Genomic DNA, 18,187 nt, shown 5'->3' on the forward strand with positions numbered 1-18,187 from the left:
CGTAAATCGTAGATTCATCCGCTGCCACCGTCAGGTGGGCTGTTTGGAAAATGGTTTCCTCGATGACATCTGCAGCGTATCGTTTATATGGGATCATTAAGTCAGGAAGCTCGTGGTGAATCTTGTTGCACTGCTGGCAACGCAGCCTCCTGATGATAAACGTTCTGGCCATGCCTCTCTCATCTTTTAACTTTCTCTCCCTTGAACCAATGACCTTGAAGTCCTGATGATTACAACAGGGACAAGGAACCTTTTCTGCACATTTAATAAAAAACGCTTTTATCGGCGGATTCCACTATGATATAATCATTTACAACAATCATATTGTTTGAGGGACGTCTTCCGTCGCGCCACTGGTAATGGCCGGCATAATGGAAGGCGTCTTTTCCTTTCTTCAGGGTGATTAAGGACATTATATCCGTCAATCCCCGGACAAACAATACCGTCAACATATGGACGTTTTTAGACAGCATTAACACTAAGGACCCTGTTTCTGTCTTGTAAAAACGAAGCAGGGAAAAGAGGCTGGGACAAAACCATAATAAAAAGCTCTCTTCGCAAAGATTGTGGCTGAGTAAAAAGAATGGATTTCCGCTCCAGGTGCACGACTCCGCGGGGCGGGCGGTGAGCCTCCTCGGCTTTGCCTGTGGGGTCTCACCTGTCCCGCTAGTCCCGCAGGAGGTCGCACACCTTCCGCTCCAATCCGTCTACGTTCAGGAAAAATCGATCAATAACCTTAAAAGCAACATCTTTCAAATAGAGCCTATTAAAATGAAAGAACCGCATGAAATCAAGTATAAAACCTTGAACTCATGCGGTTTTATTTTTTTTATTCAAACTTGCAGTCTTTACGCAGAATTATGTGAAGGTGACAGCGGGAAGGATGTTCACCTTAAACACGATTAAGCACTGTGTTGTTTTTTCATACATTATTGCTTTCGGATATCCCCGGATACTAAGGGTTCTCTCTAATAGGGGAGAGCTCTTTTCATTTCAAGCTAACCAGGTTATTCCATTGAATTAAGGTTGTTCTTTAGAATAAGTAATAAACAGATACAAAGTTTACGAAAAAAGCCACGCACAAAAGAGGTTTCGCCTATTTATCAATTGTTGAGATAGATGTCCATTCCTTTGAAACTTTATTTCATACCCTATAGTAAACCAACCCTTTTGCAAGAAAAGGATTTAGGGGTTGTGAAAAGGAGGGAAAAGGGATGTCTCAAGAAAAAAGACGTGTAATAAATGCTGATAAAGTCCTTATTCGCGCTAACGAGGTTATCATCTTGGATGAAAATGACAAGAGAAGACGCCATTATGATGATGTTGCAGGTGCTGATGAAGGAAGAAGGCACAAACGAGACAGAGATGATGTCGGCGGCCAGGATGACAGAAGAGATGATAAACGACGCGGTTGGTCATGGATTTAATGATCTGAAGAAACAGTCCTGCTGCAGGACTGTTTTTTAATGAAGGGGCAGGATTATGTCGTTTTCCCAATGAATATAGCTTATCGGCTGCAGGGTCTAGATTAGAAAATAAGTTTAAAACTCTTTGCGAAGGATAAATGGATATAAGATTAGTTTCAATACATAGGATACTTTAAGGAGGGTAAGTGTATGTTGGATTCAGTAGACTTGACGAGAAAAATAGATGATAAAAAAGAATATGAAAAGAGATTAAAGAAGCAGCAATTAATTTTGCTGGGGTTACAAAGAGCCCTCATGGATGAAAAAATTGGCTGTATCCTTGTGTTCGAAGGATGGGATGCGGCAGGAAAAGGGGGAGCGATCAAAAGAACAACCCAGAATATTGATCCTCGTGGCTTTGAAGTGCACTCTACCGCAGCACCCACACTTGAACAAAAGCAATATCACTATCTGCAAAGATTTTGGAACAGGATGCCAAAATACGGGAAGCTGGGGATATTTGACCGCTCCTGGTACGGAAGGGTACTTGTTGAAAGAGTGGAAGGGTTTGCCGAGGAATCAGAGTGGAGAAGCGCTTATGGAGAAATTAATGATTTTGAAAGAATCCTGACTGGTGAAAATTTTATCGTGCTTAAATTTTGGTTTCATATATCTAAAGAAGAACAGTTGAACAGATTCAACGATCGCCAAAATGATCCTATGAAATCCTGGAAACTGACAGAGGAAGACTGGCGAAACAGAGAAAAATGGGATCTCTATAAAGAAGCGGTAGACGAGATGATTCAGGAAACCGACAAGGAAAATGCACCGTGGCACATTATTGAAGGAGAAGATAAAAAGCATGCAAGAGTCAAAACCCTTGAAATCATTAACAGAACCATTCTGACGGAGATGGAAAAACGTAAGATCGATGTCAGGCATTACTTTAAAAAGGAAGAATAGGATACTGTTGAAGTGATTGTGAAGGTTATCCTGATTTGACTCTGTAGAAGCAAATATCATATAGGGAGTTTCTGCGCCGCCGATACAGACCATGAAGAAATGCTGAAATTTTTTCCCTGAATGAATGGAAGATGTCTAATTCTTATGAAGATCAATAGAGCCGCCCATTCTGTTTGACCATTATACAATGGGCGGCTCTATCCGTTCTATTTTATTTTTCAGCGGTAAGCTGCTGCTGGACAAGCTTTTTATACAATTGATTTGATTGTAGGAGTTCCTGATGGGTGCCGCTTCCGGAAATAGATCCATTTTCAATGACAAAAATAGTATCTGCTTCTACCACTGTTGATAAGCGATGCGCTATAATGAGGGTAGTCCTTCCCTTCATCAGATTCTTTAAAGCGTTTTGTACAAGCAGTTCTGATTCGCTGTCAAGGTTTGAGGTGGCTTCATCGAGAAGCAGTATCTTCGGATTCCTCAGCAATGCCCTTGCAATAGCAATTCTCTGTCTTTGTCCGCCTGAAAGCTTTACACCTCGTTCGCCTACCTGAGTTTGAAAACCTTCTGAAAGGCTGACAATGAAGTCATAAGCATTTGCCTGCCTCGCCGCTTCGAACACTTCTTCCTCTTTGACTTCCCTTTGTAATCCATAGCAGATGTTATCGTGAATCGTTCCGGACATGATGGGGCTTTCTTGTGAAACATAACCAATTGATTTTCGCCATTCTTGCAATGGTATGTTCTCAATGGAGGTATTCCCCAACTTTATATCTCCACTGTCCAGGGGATAGAATTGTTCAATTAAAGAAAATATGGTCGTTTTCCCTCCACCGCTGGGACCGACAAACGCAGCCGTTTTTCCTGTGGTTATTTCAAAAGACAAGGAGTCTATGATTCTTTTCTTATTATTGTAACCGAAGGAGACATCCTGAAAGACGAGGTTCTCATCTGAAAAGCTCCTCTGTTTCGTCTCTCTTTTTCCCTCAGTTTTAACATCCAGGAGGTCCTGGATACGATCAGTAGCTCCTGCCGCTTTTTGAAAAGCAGTAAAAAAGGTGGCAAGCTGGGTGAAGGGGACAATGATTTGAAACATGTAGATGATGATAGCTACCAGGGATCCAGCTGATAGTGCTCCTGCAGAAACTCTTGCTCCTCCATACCCGATGATGACGACGAGTACCACCATCATAATCGTCGTCATAAAAGGAGAGACCACAGCCTGGATCTTTGCTTCCTTTAACCCGAACTTAAACAAATTTTGTATTCCTCTATGGCCATTTTGCCTTTCAGCAGGCTGTCCATTATAAGATTTAACGAGCCTGATCTCGGACAGCACCCTGCCCAGATTTCCACTGAAATCCGCCATTTCATCCTGTGTCTGGCGTGAAATGGTATGCATTTTCTTCCCTAAAGGCATCATGATCAACAATGATACCGGAACCGCAACAAACATAATGACGGTCATGCTCCAATCGATTGTCAGCAGGATAATAATAGAGCCAATAATGGTAATGACACCTGATACTAGTGTCACTAAGTGGTTGGTGATAAGCGTCTTTACCGTATTAGTATCCTGGGTGATTCTGCTCATGGTCTCTCCTGATTGGTGCGAATCAAAGAAAGAGATGGGAAGTTCCAGGACATGATTCCATAAGGTTTCGCGTATTTTTGCCACAAAGGTCTCCCCGATATAAGTCATAAGATAATGAGAGAATCCGCCGGCGACTGCCTGTACAATGAATGCTGCCAGAAGTAGAAAAATGAGACTCATTTCAATTCCGGCTCCTGATATTTGGTCTACTAATGATTTGGTAAAAAGAGGAACTATCAGGGAGGCAGCAGTTTCAAATAAACTTAGTACTAGCGCTCCCGAGAAAATCCACTTTGAAGGCTTTCCGATTTTTAGTAAACGCATGAAGCGATTCCAATTAGAAGGATTGTTTTTCTTTTGTCGCATCTTATTTCCTCTTTTCTTAAACTTTGTTGCTATTTCAGACTATTTTTGAAAAACATAACAATAATTCACTGGAATAACCTCGTGAACATGAAAAGAAAAGAGCTGGTCTCTCAGATTTGAGAGAAAACCCTTATAATACGGGGGAACATCCGGCTCTTGGGATTTTTCCGTAAGCAACGATGTATGTGTGTACAGCCTTTCTTAAAACTGTACCTGCTAGACTATCTAGGTATACTTTATCAGATAATCTGCCAGTTTTCCTCTTACACATTTGAAATAGCTGCTCGATTATAGGAGAGAACTTATCTACTGTGCTACAATGGAAAATATTTATGATGAGTAAATTCCGTAAGCCAGTCTCTTAACACTTTCTTGTTCCTTTAGATGGAAGAAGCAAAGAACTAGAGAATGAGCCTTTATACAAGAAAACAAATTAAATCTGTTAAGTTCAAAGGAGTTCACAATGAAGGTAATTATTGCTGAAAAGCCTGATCAGGGTGCTGCACTAGCCAAGCCTTTTCCTCATAAGAAGGGACAGGGTTTCATTGAAGTCCTGCCAAATCAGCTGTTTCCGGAAGGTGCTTATATCACCTGGGCAATCGGACATCTCTTGCAGCTTCAATCTCCTGAAAAATATGATGCTCAGTGGAAAAAGTGGAATGTCGAAACGCTGCCCATGATTCCGGAAAAATTCAAATATGAAGTGACTCGTTCAAAATACAAACAGTACAATGCAGTAAAATTGCTATTGCAGAAACCCTCGGTGAATGAAATCATTCATGCAGGTGATGCGGGACGCGAAGGAGAGTTGATCGTCCGGAATATTATCAATATGTCCGGTATTAAAAAACCAATGAAACGTTTATGGATTTCTTCTCTTACACCAAAAGCGGTTACAGAAGGTTTTTCAAAACTTCTGGATGAAAGTGAAACAAGAAGCGTATTTTTTGAAGCTTATTCCAGGGCTTGTGCCGACTGGATCATCGGCATGAATGCATCCAGGATTTATAGTATCCTCTTGAAGCAAAAGGGAATGTCCGATGTTTTTTCAGCGGGCCGTGTGCAGACACCGACGCTGGCTCTGATTGTAAAAAGAGAAAGGGAGATTGAAAGTTTTGTCAGTGAGCCATTTTGGGAGGTAACTGCTGATTTTGATGTGGATGGAAAAGTTTATCAGGGTAAGTGGGAGAAAGATAAGCAGCCGAGATTAAAAGATAAAGAGACTGCTGTGAAGATCGCTGAATTCTGTAAAGGAAAACCTGCAGAAATCAAAGATCTTTCAACTGAAAGAAAAGAGTATCAGCCTCCATTACTGTTCAATCTTTCTTCTCTTCAGGCAACGGCGAATAAAATATTTAAATTTTCTCCACAGAAAACGCTGGATACGCTTCAAAAGCTTTATCAAAAAGGAATCGTTTCGTATCCTCGTTCTGACTCTAATTATGTCACAAAAGGTGAAGCTGAAACTTTTCCAGAAATTTTGGAGAAATTAGGCAGGCTGCCGGCCTATCAGGAGCTGTTTCCGCTGCCGGTGAAATCACTGTTGAACAACAAAAGGTATGTTAATGAGTCGAAGGTGACCGACCACTATGCCATCATTCCTACAGAACAGGTAAAAAATCCTGAGAAACTGCCTGCTGATGAGCAAAAGATCTATGACCTTGTTGTCCGAAGGCTGATTGCTGCTCACTTTGAAAAGTCAATATTCGACTACTCTACTTTAATAACGCTTGTAGATGGAAGAGCTGAATTCGTTTCCAAAGGAAAGATCCAAATTCAAGAAGGCTGGAGGAAAGTCATTTTCCAGCAAGAGAAAGACGATGAACAATTGCTTCCCAATGTGAATAAGGGCGATAATGGCCTTGTGAAAAACGTAAAAGTAAAAGAAGGAAAAACACAGCCTCCTAAACGTTATACAGAAGGGCAATTGATCACTTTGATGAAAACGGCAGGAAGACATCTGGAGGACGAAGAGCTCGAAAAAGTTCTTTCCAGTACTGAGGGACTCGGGACTGAGGCAACAAGAGCAAACATTATTGCGGGCTTGAAAGACAGGAAGTATATTGATGTGAAGCGAAATGCCGTCTTTGCAACCGATAAAGGCAAAGTACTAATTGAAGCGATTGGTGAAAAAATACTTGCATCTCCTGAAATGACGGCAAAATGGGAACAGAGGCTGCGGGAAATCGGCCAAGGCCGGGCGTCTGCACCTCAATTTATGGAACAAGTCAAGAAACTCAGCGGAAAGATTATTTCTGATGCGATTGAAGCCTCCAAGGACTGGTCATTCGAAGGTATTGATACGGACACGATTCAAAGGACAAGCTCCCGGGCTTCACTTGGGAAGACCGTCGGTTCCTGTCCTTATTGCAAGGCTAAAGTCCTTGATAAAGGGGAATTCTATGGCTGCAGTGCTTACAAAAAGACAAAATGCAGTTTCACTCTTTCAAAGATGATCATGAAAAAGAAGATTTCTCCAGCCAATGCGAAGAAACTGATCGAAGAAGGAAAAACTGGAATCATTAAGGGATTTAAAAAAGGTGAGAAATCCTTTGATGCAATCTTGAAATGGGATAATGAGGAAAGAAAGCTTCAATTTGAATTTCAAAATTAATACTATATCGGCATAGTTTTTACAAGCCTGTCTTCTATAAAATGTTGCAATGTTAATCTACTGATCGATTTTACCAGGCTAATAAAATATTTTTCGCTAAAACAGTTTCAACTTCTGCTGAGCGGGTAACTTTAGAATAACTACTTATTCATAAATATGCATAGAGGAGTGAACCTAAAGTGGATATTGGTCTATATAAGATTGAAAATATGTCAGATGAAATCATTACATTAACATTATTCGAAAATGAAGAAACAGAGCAGTTAGAGAGTGCAATGCAGCACTTGCCAAGAAGCTTATTTCCATTTCATGTAACAAATGAAATCATGATAGAAGTTTCCGAACGTGCAGGTCAGCTGGAATTTACACCAATCAGTACTGATAACGTGGAAGCCCGCTTACAGGCTGAGGAATTATTAAAAGACTTTATCGGTACTGCAGAGGTATAGAGCCGTAAAAAAGCACCTTCTTTCTATAAAGAAATGAGGGTGTTTTTTTGTGGTCAGAATATTTATTCAGTTACCTTGTACACATGTATACCAGTGATCCACTGCACTATCGCTGTATAGTGTGTATGCCATGGAACCCAACTATAATAACAAGCCTGGCAGTGGTAAGATGCTGCCTGGACTACCCTTCTCAGGATTTTCAGTTGACATGGGGACATTTCTAATAAATCATTAGAGGTATACATAAGTAATGAATGGGAGTGTCGTTGAATGAGCAATCGTATACAAAAGATTCAAACATGGCTTAAAGAACAAAATATCGAAGCGGTTTTTATCAACTCGAAAGAAAACGTTTTCTACTTATCGAATTTCCTTACGGATCCTCACGAGCGTCTTATGGGCATGTTTTTATTCAAAGAGGCGGAACCTTTATTTGTCCTTCCGGCAATGGAAGAAGGACAATTGAGGAGTGCGGGGTGGCAGCATGAAATCCTTGGGTATGGAGATCATGAAAATCCTTGGGACCTCATTAAGGCTTCTATCAAAAGGAGGAAGACCGGTAACCCTGAAATGATCGCAATTGAGAAAGAAATGCTTTCATACTCGAGAAGTGAAGCATTTTTGTCACTTTTTCCAAAGGCGGAGGTCGTTAATGCGGAGGATAAATTAAATGAGCTGCGTGTGGTTAAGGATGAAAGAGAGATTGAGATCATACGCCGTGCTGCTGAAATGGCAGACTTCGGAGTGCAGACAGGAGTCAACGCTCTTCAAGAAGGGATAACAGAGATGGAAGTCCTCGCCACAATCGAATATGAATTGAAGAAAAAAGGGATACGGCAAATGTCTTTCTCTACAATGGTTCTATTTGGTGAGAAATCAGGTGAGCCTCATGGAAACCCGGGCAGCCGCCAATTAAAACCTGGGGATTTTGTCCTGTTTGATTTAGGTGTTGTACTGGAAGGCTATTGCTCCGATATTACACGTACAGTTGCCTTTAAAACAGTTTCAGAAAAGCAAAGAGAGATTTATAATACTGTATTAAAAGCTGAACTGGCTTCTCTTGAAATGAGTAAACCTGGAAACAGAATCGGGGATTTGGACAGCACTGCCCGTAAAATCATTTCAGATGCGGGTTATGGAGAATACTTCCCTCACCGCATCGGTCACGGAATGGGTATCAATGTTCATGAATTTCCGTCCATGAGTCATATGAATGACGGCGTTCTCAAAGAAGGAATGGTTTACACTATTGAGCCTGGCATTTATTTACCGGAAGTTGGCGGGGTTCGAATTGAGGACGATGTGCTCGTGACAGAAAATGGATATGAAACACTGACTAAATTTCCAAAAGACCTCCAAATCATTGAATGAATTTTAAAACCGAAAGCGGCCAGGTCAGCTCAGGGGAAAAAGGCAATTTTTCCTTGTATTCTTTTAGGGTTATTTGATTGGTCAGCTGCTTAAAATAATGACAAAAGCCGGATGCAGATTGTTCAGCATCCGGCTTATTTTAATTCTCCAGGCGATAGCTTCAAGCAATAAGGCCGGACTGTAGGTTATAAAGAGAAGTAAATCCATAGCTCTTTAATACTTTACGAAAAGAGCCTTTTCATAAGAAATACCTCAACTCCATCCCAAATCTATTTTTCTCTGCAGAGTTTTCCAGATTACTTGTTAAGGTTGATTATATAATTTTTTCAGTTATCTGTCGTGCCAAGAGAGGCCGACTTGTGATTCCGTAAGAATTTATTCCAAATGGAAGCTTCGCCTTCTTATACAAGAGGCTGGGACATAAGTTGGGATATTAGAAAAATAAAACCGCATGAGTTCAAGGTTTTATACTTGATTTCATGGGGTTCTTTCATTTTAATTGGCTCTATTTGAAAGATGTTGTTTTTAAGGGTTATTTATCGATTTTTCCTGAACGTAGACGGATTGGAGCGGAAGGTGTGCGACCTCCTGCGGGACTAGCGGGACAGGTGAGACCCCACAGGCAAAGCCGAGGAGGCTCACCGACCGCCCCGCGGAGTCGTGCACCTGGAGCGGAAATCCATTCTTTTTACTCAGCCACAATCTTTGCGAAGAGAGCTTTTTATTATGGTTTTGTCCCAGCCTCTATACGTTTAGTACTATTAGAGCTTTTATAATAAAATAATTGCTTCCGTATATCCCCTGGATAACAGGCTCTTCTAAAAAAATCCTTGTTAATTTATACCGTTATATTTTCAGAATCCATATTTTGTTCATTTTTTGAAGGGAGAAACAAAATCCAATAAAACAGCCAAACGATAATAGTTTAATCCTCTTTCCCTAAGGATAAATACAAGTTAACTAGATCAAAGGAGGAGTATTTCTATGAAAAAGATATTAATGGTTCTAACAAATACTGAACAAATTGATAAAGATCACCAAACAGGATTATGGTTGTCCGAATTTGCGGAGCCCTATGTGGAGTTTACTGACAGAGGGTACAGCGTGAGCGTTGCCAGCATAAAAGGTGGAAGAATACCGGTGGACCCTAATAGTGTTACCGATGGAGAGATGCCGCCCGATGAATGGGAGGGAGCCATTCATGAACTGGAAAGCACATTGGTTCTATCGCAAGTGAATGTAAATGATTATAATGCTATTTTTCTTCCTGGAGGACATGGAACAATGTTTGATCTGCCCGGAAATGCAGCACTTCAGCAAGCATTGGCTCATTTCGCAGAGAATAACAAACTGATCGGTTCTGTCTGCCATGGGCCAGCAGGGTTTGTGGATGTGAAGCTGTCTTCAGGCAAGTACCTTGTGGAAGGGAAACGTATTACTGGCTTTACCAATGAAGAAGAGCAGCAGATGGATATGGATTCCCTTGTTCCTTTCTTAATGGAATCCCGATTGCGGGAAAACGGGGCAGATTTTCAAAAAGGCAGCGCATTTTCAGACTTTGTCGTGTCGGATACAGGTTTTGTCACTGGACAAAATCCCCAATCAGGGTTAAGTACTGCAAAGGCCTTTGTTGAACAGCTTCAATAGAATTATTAAAGGATCAGCCGGCTATTGTGGCCGGTTTTCTTGTTGAATTAAGAAGATACTAAGGGATAATCTAATGTTGCTCGTGGAAATATAAGAAAATACCCTCTTTTTTTCCGAGTAACATTTGCCTGTCGGGGCTGAACAGGGCGCTTATACTTTTGTTTATTAGATTTATTGTGACATAATTGAATTCTTATATTGTGACAGGGAGTGATTGGTTGAAAAGTTTTTTGATTAATCTGAAAGGCCGCATCTGGTTTGTTCCCTCTGTTTATAGTCTGCTTTCATTGATAATGGCCTTTGTCACTATAATGATTGATTATTACTGGGCAGCTTCTATGAAAGAATATCTGCCGCCCTTCATGATGACTAAAATAGATTTGGCTCAAACTGTTTTGAGCACCATAGCCGGTTCGCTTTTGACAATGACCACCTTTACTTTCTCGACAGTGATGGTTGTTTTGACTACATACTCTTCTCAATTTTCCCCAAGGGCCCTCAAACACTTTGTGAATGACAAGAAGACGGTACGGGGGCTGGGTGTCTTTATGGGGGGATTTATTTACTCTATCACTACTTTACTGTTCATGAGAGACACGCCAAATGAGGAATTTGTCATTGCGTCGTTTTTTGGGGTGCTTTATGCTATCGTGTGTCTGGCTTACTTCGCTTATTTCATTCATCATGTTGCTACTTCTATTCAAATCAGCAGTTTAATTGGCAGGCTGGAAAAAGATGCGATGAAAATAGTGAACTTTTATAAAGAGCTGCAAAAAAACAATGTCGTTCAAGAACAAAAGAAGGACCCAGGACAGTTTTTAAACAAAAAAGAAGTATGCAGCAAGAAAAGCGGTTTTCTTCAATTTGTTGATTACGAAGGTTTATTGGAATGCTCAGAGAAAAATGGTCTCTTTATAGACTTTGAGATTAAAGTAGGGAATTTTATCAGAAAGGGTCAGCCTCTTTACACGATCTACAGCCAAAAAGAGAGTATAGAAGATTTATCAGAATATCTTTCCTTTGGCAGTGAAAGAATGGGGAAGTATGACCTGGAGTTCTCACTGCAGAGGATCTCCGAAATAGCGGTCCGGGCTGTGTCCCCATCTATAAATGATCCAAATACAGCGAGAGACTGTATTCGGTATTTGGGCGTTCTGCTTGGTGATACCGCTGAATTAAATGATGGGCATTTGACAATGGTTGGTAAAGATACCGAGCCCCGGGTAAGGATACCGTTCTTCGAGTTTGATAGAATGCTTTATAAATCTTATTATCAGATTGTCCATTATGCCAAGCAGGATGTATCAGTTATTCTTGCTCTCTTGGAAGCAATGGTCATCATTCAAAAGGAGATGCCGGAAGGGAGGCAGGAAACTGTTTACAGTTTTCATGAATATATTCTCCAGAACATCAATAAGGAAGAAATGCATAAATGGGATCTGCAGTTCTTGAACGAGAAAATAAATGAACTTGAAGGAGAAATGAAATGATTCCTGTTGAGTAGGGGAATATCCTTCTCATTCTGGCTTAAATCTGTATAATATAAAAAGACAACTATTTAAAAAAGGAAGATTTTATGATTATTACAAACGATCAAGAACTACAAGCAATGAAAGAGATTGGCAGGATTGTCGCAGCCATCAGAGATGAAATGAAAAATGCTGTTAAATCCGGATTGACGACAAAAGAACTCGATCAGCTGGGAGCAGAGCTTTTTGAAAAGCACGGTGCTATTTCTGCCCCTAAACAAGAGTATGATTTCCCAGGCTTTACTTGTATCAGTATTAACGAGGAAGTAGCCCATGGAATTCCTGGTGAAAGGGTCATTCACGAAGGCGATCTAGTGAATATAGATGTTTCAGGTTCGAAGGACGGCTTTTATGCAGATACAGGGATTTCCTTTGTTGTGGGAGAGGGGAACGAAAAGCTGCATGACTTGTGTGAAGCAGTCAAGAAGTCATTTGATGCTGGTCTAAAAAAAATCAAAGCAGGGTCTAAGTTGAATGGGATTGGCAAAGCCGTCCATAACGAAGCGAGGAGAAATGGCTATACAGTCATTAAGAATCTAACCGGACATGGAGTGGGGAAATCTCTTCATGAAGAACCTTCGCATATCATGAATTATTTTGATCCATGGGATAACGGGCTTCTCGCAGATGGAATGGTCATTGCTTTTGAACCTTTCGTTTCCACAAAAGCAGAAGAAATCGTTCAGGAGGATGATGGCTGGACCTTCGTAACAGAGGATAAAAGCTTTGTAGCTCAAATTGAACATACGATTGTGGTAACAAAAGGAGAACCTATCATATTAACTTTATAGATAAAATCTAACAAAACAGCCTGTGATGTGTCGCAGGCTGTTCTTTTCGTAACTATAGGTGTTTGCACTTCGATGGGGAACCCTATAGGCGGATTCGAGACTAAACGGTTATGTTTGTAAAATACACCTTTAATAGGAGATATTGTTGTGCTCAACTATCAAATATACTAGTTGTTTTCTCTGTGCCCATAGGGAAAGCTCTTTTCTATCCTTGCCACAGTCTCTACAATTCTTTTTAGCGATATCTAAAAAATAAATACCGCAGCTTGAGAAAAAAACATAACAAATTTCTTTATTTCTATTGAATAAGGAGTCAAAACGACGTAATATAATAAATAACAACATACCTATATACCATTTTAGTTAGCCTTCTAAACCTCCTTATCTAAAATTTTTTCATCCCTATTCTTTCACATCCACAAGTTTCTTTTCTAGTAATAAATTCCCATTACAGCGTTGAAATACAATTGTATTGACTCTATTATACTCTCGTAATTATTTTGTAGTACTCCTATGTTAGCATGAAGAATGTGAGTAAAGATATCGTACCACTTACTAACAAAGGAGAGGATTACTACAATGAAGAAAACAGTTATCACTCTTGCGACGGCAGCAAGTTTAACTCTAACAATGGGCGCAGGTGCCTCTGCGGAAAATGTAGAAGTTAAGAAGGGCGATACTCTTTGGGGATTATCAAAAGAATATGGTACATCTGTTGAGGATCTTTTAAGATGGAATAACTTAAACTCCGATTTAATTTACCCTAATCAACAATTAAGAGTATCATCTACTGAAAACTATACAGTAGAATCCGGAGATACCTTATGGGGAATTGCAAAATACTACGGCGTATCAGTGAATGAACTCATGAATACCAATTCACTGACTTCAGATATTATTCACCCAGGACAAAATCTTGTCATTGATTTGGACAACCGTGGAGTAGCTACTCTTGTAAATCAACAGGAACAAGCTACTGCAACGCAGCAAACTACAGAGGAACCGGCGGCTGAGCCAGCAGCTGAAGAAACAGCTTCTGCTGCACCTGCTGCAGTCGAGGATACTGTTCCTGCACAACCAACTGAAACACCTGTAAATACTCAGCCGACACAAGAGGCTGCAAATGCAATTACAGTATCGGCAACTGCATACACTGCATATTGTGAAGGGTGCTCAGGAACTACCAGAACAGGCGTGGACTTGATCGCTAACCCAGACGCCAAAGTCATTGCGGTAGATCCTAATGTCATTCCATTAGGTACAGAAGTATATGTAGAGGGATATGGATATGCAACTGCTCAGGATACTGGCGGTGCAATCAAAGGAAACAAAATCGATGTATTTATCCCTGAAAGACAAGATGCCCTTGATTGGGGAGTACGTTCTGTAAAAGTTACTATTCTTGATTAATATATTGTAAAGTAAAAAAAGCAAAGGCGGCAGCCTTTGCTTTTTTTTGGTCTTATAATTCGCCGGCTATTCTCGGAATTTCAGAGAGCTTATAGCGAGGAATAAAAAAACCTCCCTTCATAATAGGATAAGCAGGCTGCCCTATCACTTCCTTACTTTCCAGCAGGATGTATACTCTGGAAGGAAATGAACAATCTCTTCTAAAAATAAGCGGAGATTTTCCGGTTAAGCTCTGAAGCAGGAGTCGATTTGGAGTATATAAGAGGAATTTTTCCGATTAAGTACAGCAAAATGAACCATTTTAGCATCTTTTAAAGGGAATAAGGGTAATTTTTCCGCTTATCTTAACTGTTTTCTTTGTGCTTTTACTTAAATAAGCGGAATTCCTCCCCTTATTTTCCCGGAATTTTTATAGGGAATAAATACTGTACTAAATCATTCCGTGGGCCTTATAGGCAGAGCTCGGCAAGAGAGGCTTCCAGCCGTAGAGCTAACCGTCAGTTCTAATTGGGGATTTATGTTCATCAAGAACGTTGGTGCTGCGATTCTATTGACAGACAGTTACTATACTAGATTAATTAAATGGAGAGATTGGAAAAAAAGTGAGCGAGTTCTTCAATTTGGACCACGAGTGAAAATCTTCCTGGTTTTTGACAGCTTGTAATGAAATGTAATGGTTTCATCATTCTTTTGTCATTGGCTTGATATAAGCCTATGTTACTATTTCTTTTGTTGGTCTTAGCGGACTAAAAGGAGGAATTAACTTGAAGAAACACGTTTTTATTTCACTACTCATTCTATTTATAATCGGATCTCATACATTATCGATTCAAGCAAAAGAAAATAGTAATCCTTCATCAGACGGACCGGTTGATGGCTACCATAATATTTCAGAAGGAGATATGCTGTGGAATTTAGCCTATATACAGGAGGAAGCAGTTCTTACGATAGAAACCAGGCAGCGGCTGATTCACGAAGGAAAAGAAGCTCTGGCTCCAGCACGGTCTGAAAAAGCACAAGAAACTAATAAAGATACTGTTATTAAAGAAGTCGAAGTAAAAGCAACTGCTTATACTGCTTATTGCGATGGGTGTATAGGAATTACAAAGACAGGAGTGGACTTGCGGGCAAATCCGGATGAAAAAGTTATCGCTGTTGACCCGGCAGTGATTCCGCTCGGGTCAAAAGTATATGTAGAAGGATTTGGGTATGCGACTGCGGAAGATACAGGCAGTGCAATCAAAGGTAACAGGATTGATATTTTTATACCATCACGTGAAGAAGCACTGGAATATGGCGTAAAAGGTATAACCGTACAAGTCATCGAATAAGAGAAATAGAAAACCACTCATCCAAAAAAGATGAGTGGTTTTCTTCTGATTTGCTCCAATGTCAACTGCATACCAAATCAACTACTAAATATTTTGATGAATTTACAAGCTTTTTGGATATAGCCATTTCAAAAGATAATTTTTGTATAGAAAATTTGGCCGCTTTCCTGAAACCAGTTCCAAGCCCTCAGTGGTTAGCATTGGGCCGCCCATTGCTGGCTGGGCCGGTTCCAGGGCTTCAACTACCAGGAGATTCTTATCTTTCTCTTTGCGCTTAGACAAGGGGAAATTTTTCTATTTAAATATGAGCACCATCAAAGTATTAATTTTTTTATCAATTACAATCTCTGAAGGAGCATTGAATGGGGGCGGACCTTTAGTACTTTAGTGTCTAACGTCCTGGTTTTGTGTTCGGGTTTTTAATGGACTGTATTTCTTTTCTGTCGCTCATTTGTCTTTCTGCCAATTCTTTCGCGGCTTCATGTTGCGAGTTTTGGTTTTGTTTGCGCATGGTTTTCCTCCTTTTATCCTTTTTCAATCATTCATAGCTTTTGTAGGACAACAATGAATCATGCATGCTTTACGGAATAGAGATGAGCGTATCTATTGTAGAGTATTATTTTAAACTTTCAGGGGGAAAATAAACCAAGAATTCATAAAGATCAAGTCGCAGCTTTTTACCAGATATGTCTGAAAAAAGCATATTGGTTGAATAGGGAGTATCAATCTGTTAACGTTTAGAATGTTGTTTAAAGGGCGGAAACATGGATATTACAAGTAAAGAGAAAGAACTGAAATTGAAACTACATACGAAAGGGGAATGATGATGAAAAAAATATCAAGTGTATTTTGGATCACTGTAGCTATAGTTCTGGCTGCATTGGTATTCGGGGCTTTTTTACCTGAAGGCTTCGAAAGTTTTACAGGGCAGGTACAATCTTTCATCAGCACGAATTTTGGCTGGTATTATCTGATACTCGTCACAACGATTGTGATTTTTTGTATCTTCCTAATTATCAGCCCCATTGGTACCATTCGTCTTGGAAAGCCGGATGAGAAACCGGAATATAGCACTTCTACTTGGTTTGCTATGCTATTTAGTGCCGGGATGGGAATCGGGCTGGTATTCTGGGGAGCAGCTGAACCGCTCTCTCATTTTATTTCGCCACCGCTGGCTGAAGGCGGATCAAATGAAGCGATCAAAGAGGGAATGCGTTACACCTTCTTCCATTGGGGAATTCACGCATGGGCAATTTATGCTCTAGTTGCTCTTTCCTTAGCTTACTTTCAATTCAGAAAAGGAGAGCCTGGACTGGTTTCAGCAACCTTGAAACCATTGTTCGGTGATCTTATGAAGGGCCCTCTTGGAGTCGTAGTTGATGTCCTTGCTGTATTTGCTACTGTGGTCGGTGTAGCGACAACATTAGGTTTCGGTGCTGCACAGATTAATGGAGGGCTTTCTTATCTTCTTGGCATTCCTAATAATTTTACAGTGCAATTTATAATCATCGCTGTAGTTACAGTTCTTTTCATGATATCTGCTTGGTCCGGGTTGAGTAAAGGGATTAAGTATTTGAGTAATACCAATATGTTTCTTGCATTGGCCTTATTAGTGATCATGTTCATTGTCGGCCCCACTCTGCTTATCTTGAACTTATTCACTGATACACTAGGTGCTTATGTTCAAAACCTAGTCAGGATGTCCTTCCGTATCGCTCCGTTGAATGAGGATCACCAGACGTGGATAAACGGTTGGACGATATTCTACTGGGCATGGTGGATATCCTGGTCGCCATTCGTTGGAATCTTTATTGCAAGGGTTTCTCGTGGAAGGACTATTAGAGAGTTCCTCTTTGGAGTCTTGATGCTGCCTTCGCTGGTCAGCTTAATCTGGTTCTCGGTTTTCGGAACTGCTGCTATTGATATACAGCAATCAGGAGCAGTGGACCTGGCTACTTATGCTACGGAGGAAGTCCTGTTTGCCGTGTTTAACCAGGTACCGTTATCAGCCATTCTGTCGATCATCGCGGTTATCCTGGTCAGCACATTCTTTATTACATCTGCAGATTCTGCGACTTTTGTCCTTGGAATGCAGACAACCTACGGATCGTTGACGCCGTCCAATTCAGTGAAGCTGACTTGGGGAATCGCCCAATCAACGGTCGCTTTAATATTAATGTACAGCGGCGGGCTGCAAGCACTGCAGAATGCATTGATTATAGCAGCATTTCCGTTCTCGATGATTATGATTCTGATGATGGTTTCCCTATACCGGGCGCTTTCCAAAGAAAAGAAAGAATTGGGATTATATCTTAAACCTAAACCGCGTAATAAAGTACGGTAAGTAAAATGACAGGTCTTCCTAGAAGGCCTGTTTTTTCTGTTTCAGGGCGTTTTTTACAGTCAAGAATCCGGGAGTGGCATACAGTATAGTAACCTTTGTACAAGGAGGTGGTATTGTATGTACGGTTATGGCGGAGGGTACGGCTATGGCGGCGGTAACAGTTACGGCGGAAGCTTTGTGCTGATTGTAGTCCTATTCATTCTTTTGATTATTGTTGGTGCAGCTTATGTAAGCTAATCGGATTTTTAGGATTCTGGAAAACATCACTTCTGCGGGCAGCCTAGTTTGGTGCACCCGGCAGCGTGTGTTCAAGAGTATTTCTAAAAGGCAATAAGAAGTCAGCTTCAGAAGGGAAATTCTTCTGGGGCTTTTTGC

15 protein-coding genes are annotated in these 18,187 nt (G+C 40.6%); 12 read left to right on the forward strand and 3 right to left on the reverse strand.

Features of this window, described 5'->3' with window-relative positions; translation table 11 throughout:
- Positions 1 to 283, reverse strand: a 283-nt coding sequence (locus FZC79_RS23715; RefSeq protein WP_353733623.1) for a DUF6431 domain-containing protein, incomplete at its 3' end; no start/stop codon positions are given.
- Positions 264 to 479 carry a hypothetical protein gene (locus FZC79_RS21735; protein ID WP_148942224.1) on the reverse strand — a complete coding sequence of 72 codons (216 nt, stop codon included), beginning with the start codon at positions 477 to 479 and terminating at the stop codon, positions 264 to 266. The genes FZC79_RS21735 and FZC79_RS23715, both read right to left, overlap by 20 nt.
- Positions 480 to 1,214: 735 nt before the next feature.
- Between FZC79_RS21735 and FZC79_RS21740 the strand changes: the two genes are divergently transcribed.
- Both FZC79_RS21740 and FZC79_RS21745 read left to right on the forward strand, forming a co-directional pair.
- Positions 1,215 to 1,427, forward strand: a complete 213-nt coding sequence (locus tag FZC79_RS21740) for a hypothetical protein (protein ID WP_148948730.1) — start codon at positions 1,215 to 1,217, stop codon at positions 1,425 to 1,427.
- Between the two features lie 189 nt (positions 1,428 to 1,616).
- On the forward strand, positions 1,617 to 2,369 hold the full coding sequence (locus FZC79_RS21745; protein WP_148948731.1) for a polyphosphate kinase 2 family protein: 753 nt from the start codon (positions 1,617 to 1,619) through the stop codon (positions 2,367 to 2,369).
- 211 nt (positions 2,370 to 2,580) lie between these two features.
- Here FZC79_RS21745 and FZC79_RS21750 read toward each other — a convergent pair whose 3' ends face one another.
- Positions 2,581 to 4,326, reverse strand: a complete 1,746-nt coding sequence (locus FZC79_RS21750; protein ID WP_148948732.1) for an ABC transporter ATP-binding protein — start codon at positions 4,324 to 4,326, stop codon at positions 2,581 to 2,583.
- A gap of 463 nt (positions 4,327 to 4,789) precedes the next feature.
- Here FZC79_RS21750 and FZC79_RS21755 point away from each other — a divergent pair, with 463 nt between their 5' ends.
- The 10 genes from FZC79_RS21755 (at position 4,790) to FZC79_RS21800 (ending at position 18,049) form a co-directional block, all read left to right on the forward strand.
- On the forward strand, positions 4,790 to 6,940 hold the full coding sequence (locus FZC79_RS21755) for a DNA topoisomerase III (protein ID WP_148948733.1): 2,151 nt from the start codon (positions 4,790 to 4,792) through the stop codon (positions 6,938 to 6,940).
- 179 nt (positions 6,941 to 7,119) lie between these two features.
- Positions 7,120 to 7,389 (forward strand): hypothetical protein, encoded by a 270-nt coding sequence (locus FZC79_RS21760; RefSeq protein WP_148938910.1) that lies wholly within the window; start codon positions 7,120 to 7,122, stop codon positions 7,387 to 7,389.
- 270 nt (positions 7,390 to 7,659) lie between these two features.
- A complete protein-coding gene (locus FZC79_RS21765) occupies positions 7,660 to 8,760 on the forward strand; it encodes a M24 family metallopeptidase (protein WP_148948734.1) in 1,101 nt (366 codons plus the stop codon).
- Positions 8,761 to 9,744: 984 nt separating this feature from the next.
- Positions 9,745 to 10,407, forward strand: a complete 663-nt coding sequence (locus FZC79_RS21770) for a type 1 glutamine amidotransferase domain-containing protein (protein ID WP_148948735.1) — start codon at positions 9,745 to 9,747, stop codon at positions 10,405 to 10,407.
- Positions 10,408 to 10,625: 218 nt separating this feature from the next.
- On the forward strand, positions 10,626 to 11,897 hold the full coding sequence (locus tag FZC79_RS21775; protein ID WP_187442923.1) for a DUF2254 domain-containing protein: 1,272 nt from the start codon (positions 10,626 to 10,628) through the stop codon (positions 11,895 to 11,897).
- Positions 11,898 to 11,983: 86 nt separating this feature from the next.
- Positions 11,984 to 12,727, forward strand: a complete 744-nt coding sequence (map, locus tag FZC79_RS21780) for a type I methionyl aminopeptidase (RefSeq protein WP_148948737.1) — start codon at positions 11,984 to 11,986, stop codon at positions 12,725 to 12,727.
- Positions 12,728 to 13,306: 579 nt separating this feature from the next.
- A complete protein-coding gene (locus tag FZC79_RS21785) occupies positions 13,307 to 14,137 on the forward strand; it encodes a 3D domain-containing protein (RefSeq protein ID WP_148948738.1) in 831 nt (276 codons plus the stop codon).
- A 764-nt stretch (positions 14,138 to 14,901) separates the two neighbouring features.
- On the forward strand, positions 14,902 to 15,468 hold the full coding sequence (locus FZC79_RS24095) for a 3D domain-containing protein (protein ID WP_435873959.1): 567 nt from the start codon (positions 14,902 to 14,904) through the stop codon (positions 15,466 to 15,468).
- 826 nt (positions 15,469 to 16,294) lie between these two features.
- Positions 16,295 to 17,812 (forward strand): glycine betaine uptake BCCT transporter, encoded by a 1,518-nt coding sequence (locus FZC79_RS21795; protein WP_148948739.1) that lies wholly within the window; start codon positions 16,295 to 16,297, stop codon positions 17,810 to 17,812.
- Positions 17,813 to 17,929: 117 nt separating this feature from the next.
- Positions 17,930 to 18,049 (forward strand): YjcZ family sporulation protein, encoded by a 120-nt coding sequence (locus tag FZC79_RS21800; RefSeq protein ID WP_148938901.1) that lies wholly within the window; start codon positions 17,930 to 17,932, stop codon positions 18,047 to 18,049.
- The last annotated feature ends 138 nt before the right edge of the window (positions 18,050 to 18,187 follow it).

The organism is Rossellomorea vietnamensis, assembly GCF_008180615.1.
In the GTDB taxonomy this organism is placed as follows: Bacteria; Bacillota; Bacilli; order Bacillales; family Bacillaceae_B; genus Rossellomorea; species Rossellomorea vietnamensis_D.

Bases quoted from the DNA above. Each gene is read 5' to 3' on its own strand.
- FZC79_RS21745 (WP_148948731.1), top strand. From the start codon at position 1,617: ATGTTGGATTCAGTAGACTTGACGAGAAAAATAGATGATAAAAAAGAA.
- FZC79_RS21800 (WP_148938901.1), top strand. From the start codon at position 17,930: ATGTACGGTTATGGCGGAGGGTACGGCTATGGCGGCGGTAACAGTTAC.
- FZC79_RS21770 (WP_148948735.1), top strand. From the start codon at position 9,745: ATGAAAAAGATATTAATGGTTCTAACAAATACTGAACAAATTGATAAA.
- FZC79_RS21795 (WP_148948739.1), top strand. From the start codon at position 16,295: ATGAAAAAAATATCAAGTGTATTTTGGATCACTGTAGCTATAGTTCTG.
- FZC79_RS21785 (WP_148948738.1), top strand. From the start codon at position 13,307: ATGAAGAAAACAGTTATCACTCTTGCGACGGCAGCAAGTTTAACTCTA.
- FZC79_RS21740 (WP_148948730.1), top strand. From the start codon at position 1,215: ATGTCTCAAGAAAAAAGACGTGTAATAAATGCTGATAAAGTCCTTATT.
- FZC79_RS21765 (WP_148948734.1), top strand. From the start codon at position 7,660: ATGAGCAATCGTATACAAAAGATTCAAACATGGCTTAAAGAACAAAAT.
- FZC79_RS21750 (WP_148948732.1), bottom strand. From the start codon at position 4,326: ATGCGACAAAAGAAAAACAATCCTTCTAATTGGAATCGCTTCATGCGT.
- map (WP_148948737.1), top strand. From the start codon at position 11,984: ATGATTATTACAAACGATCAAGAACTACAAGCAATGAAAGAGATTGGC.
- FZC79_RS21755 (WP_148948733.1), top strand. From the start codon at position 4,790: ATGAAGGTAATTATTGCTGAAAAGCCTGATCAGGGTGCTGCACTAGCC.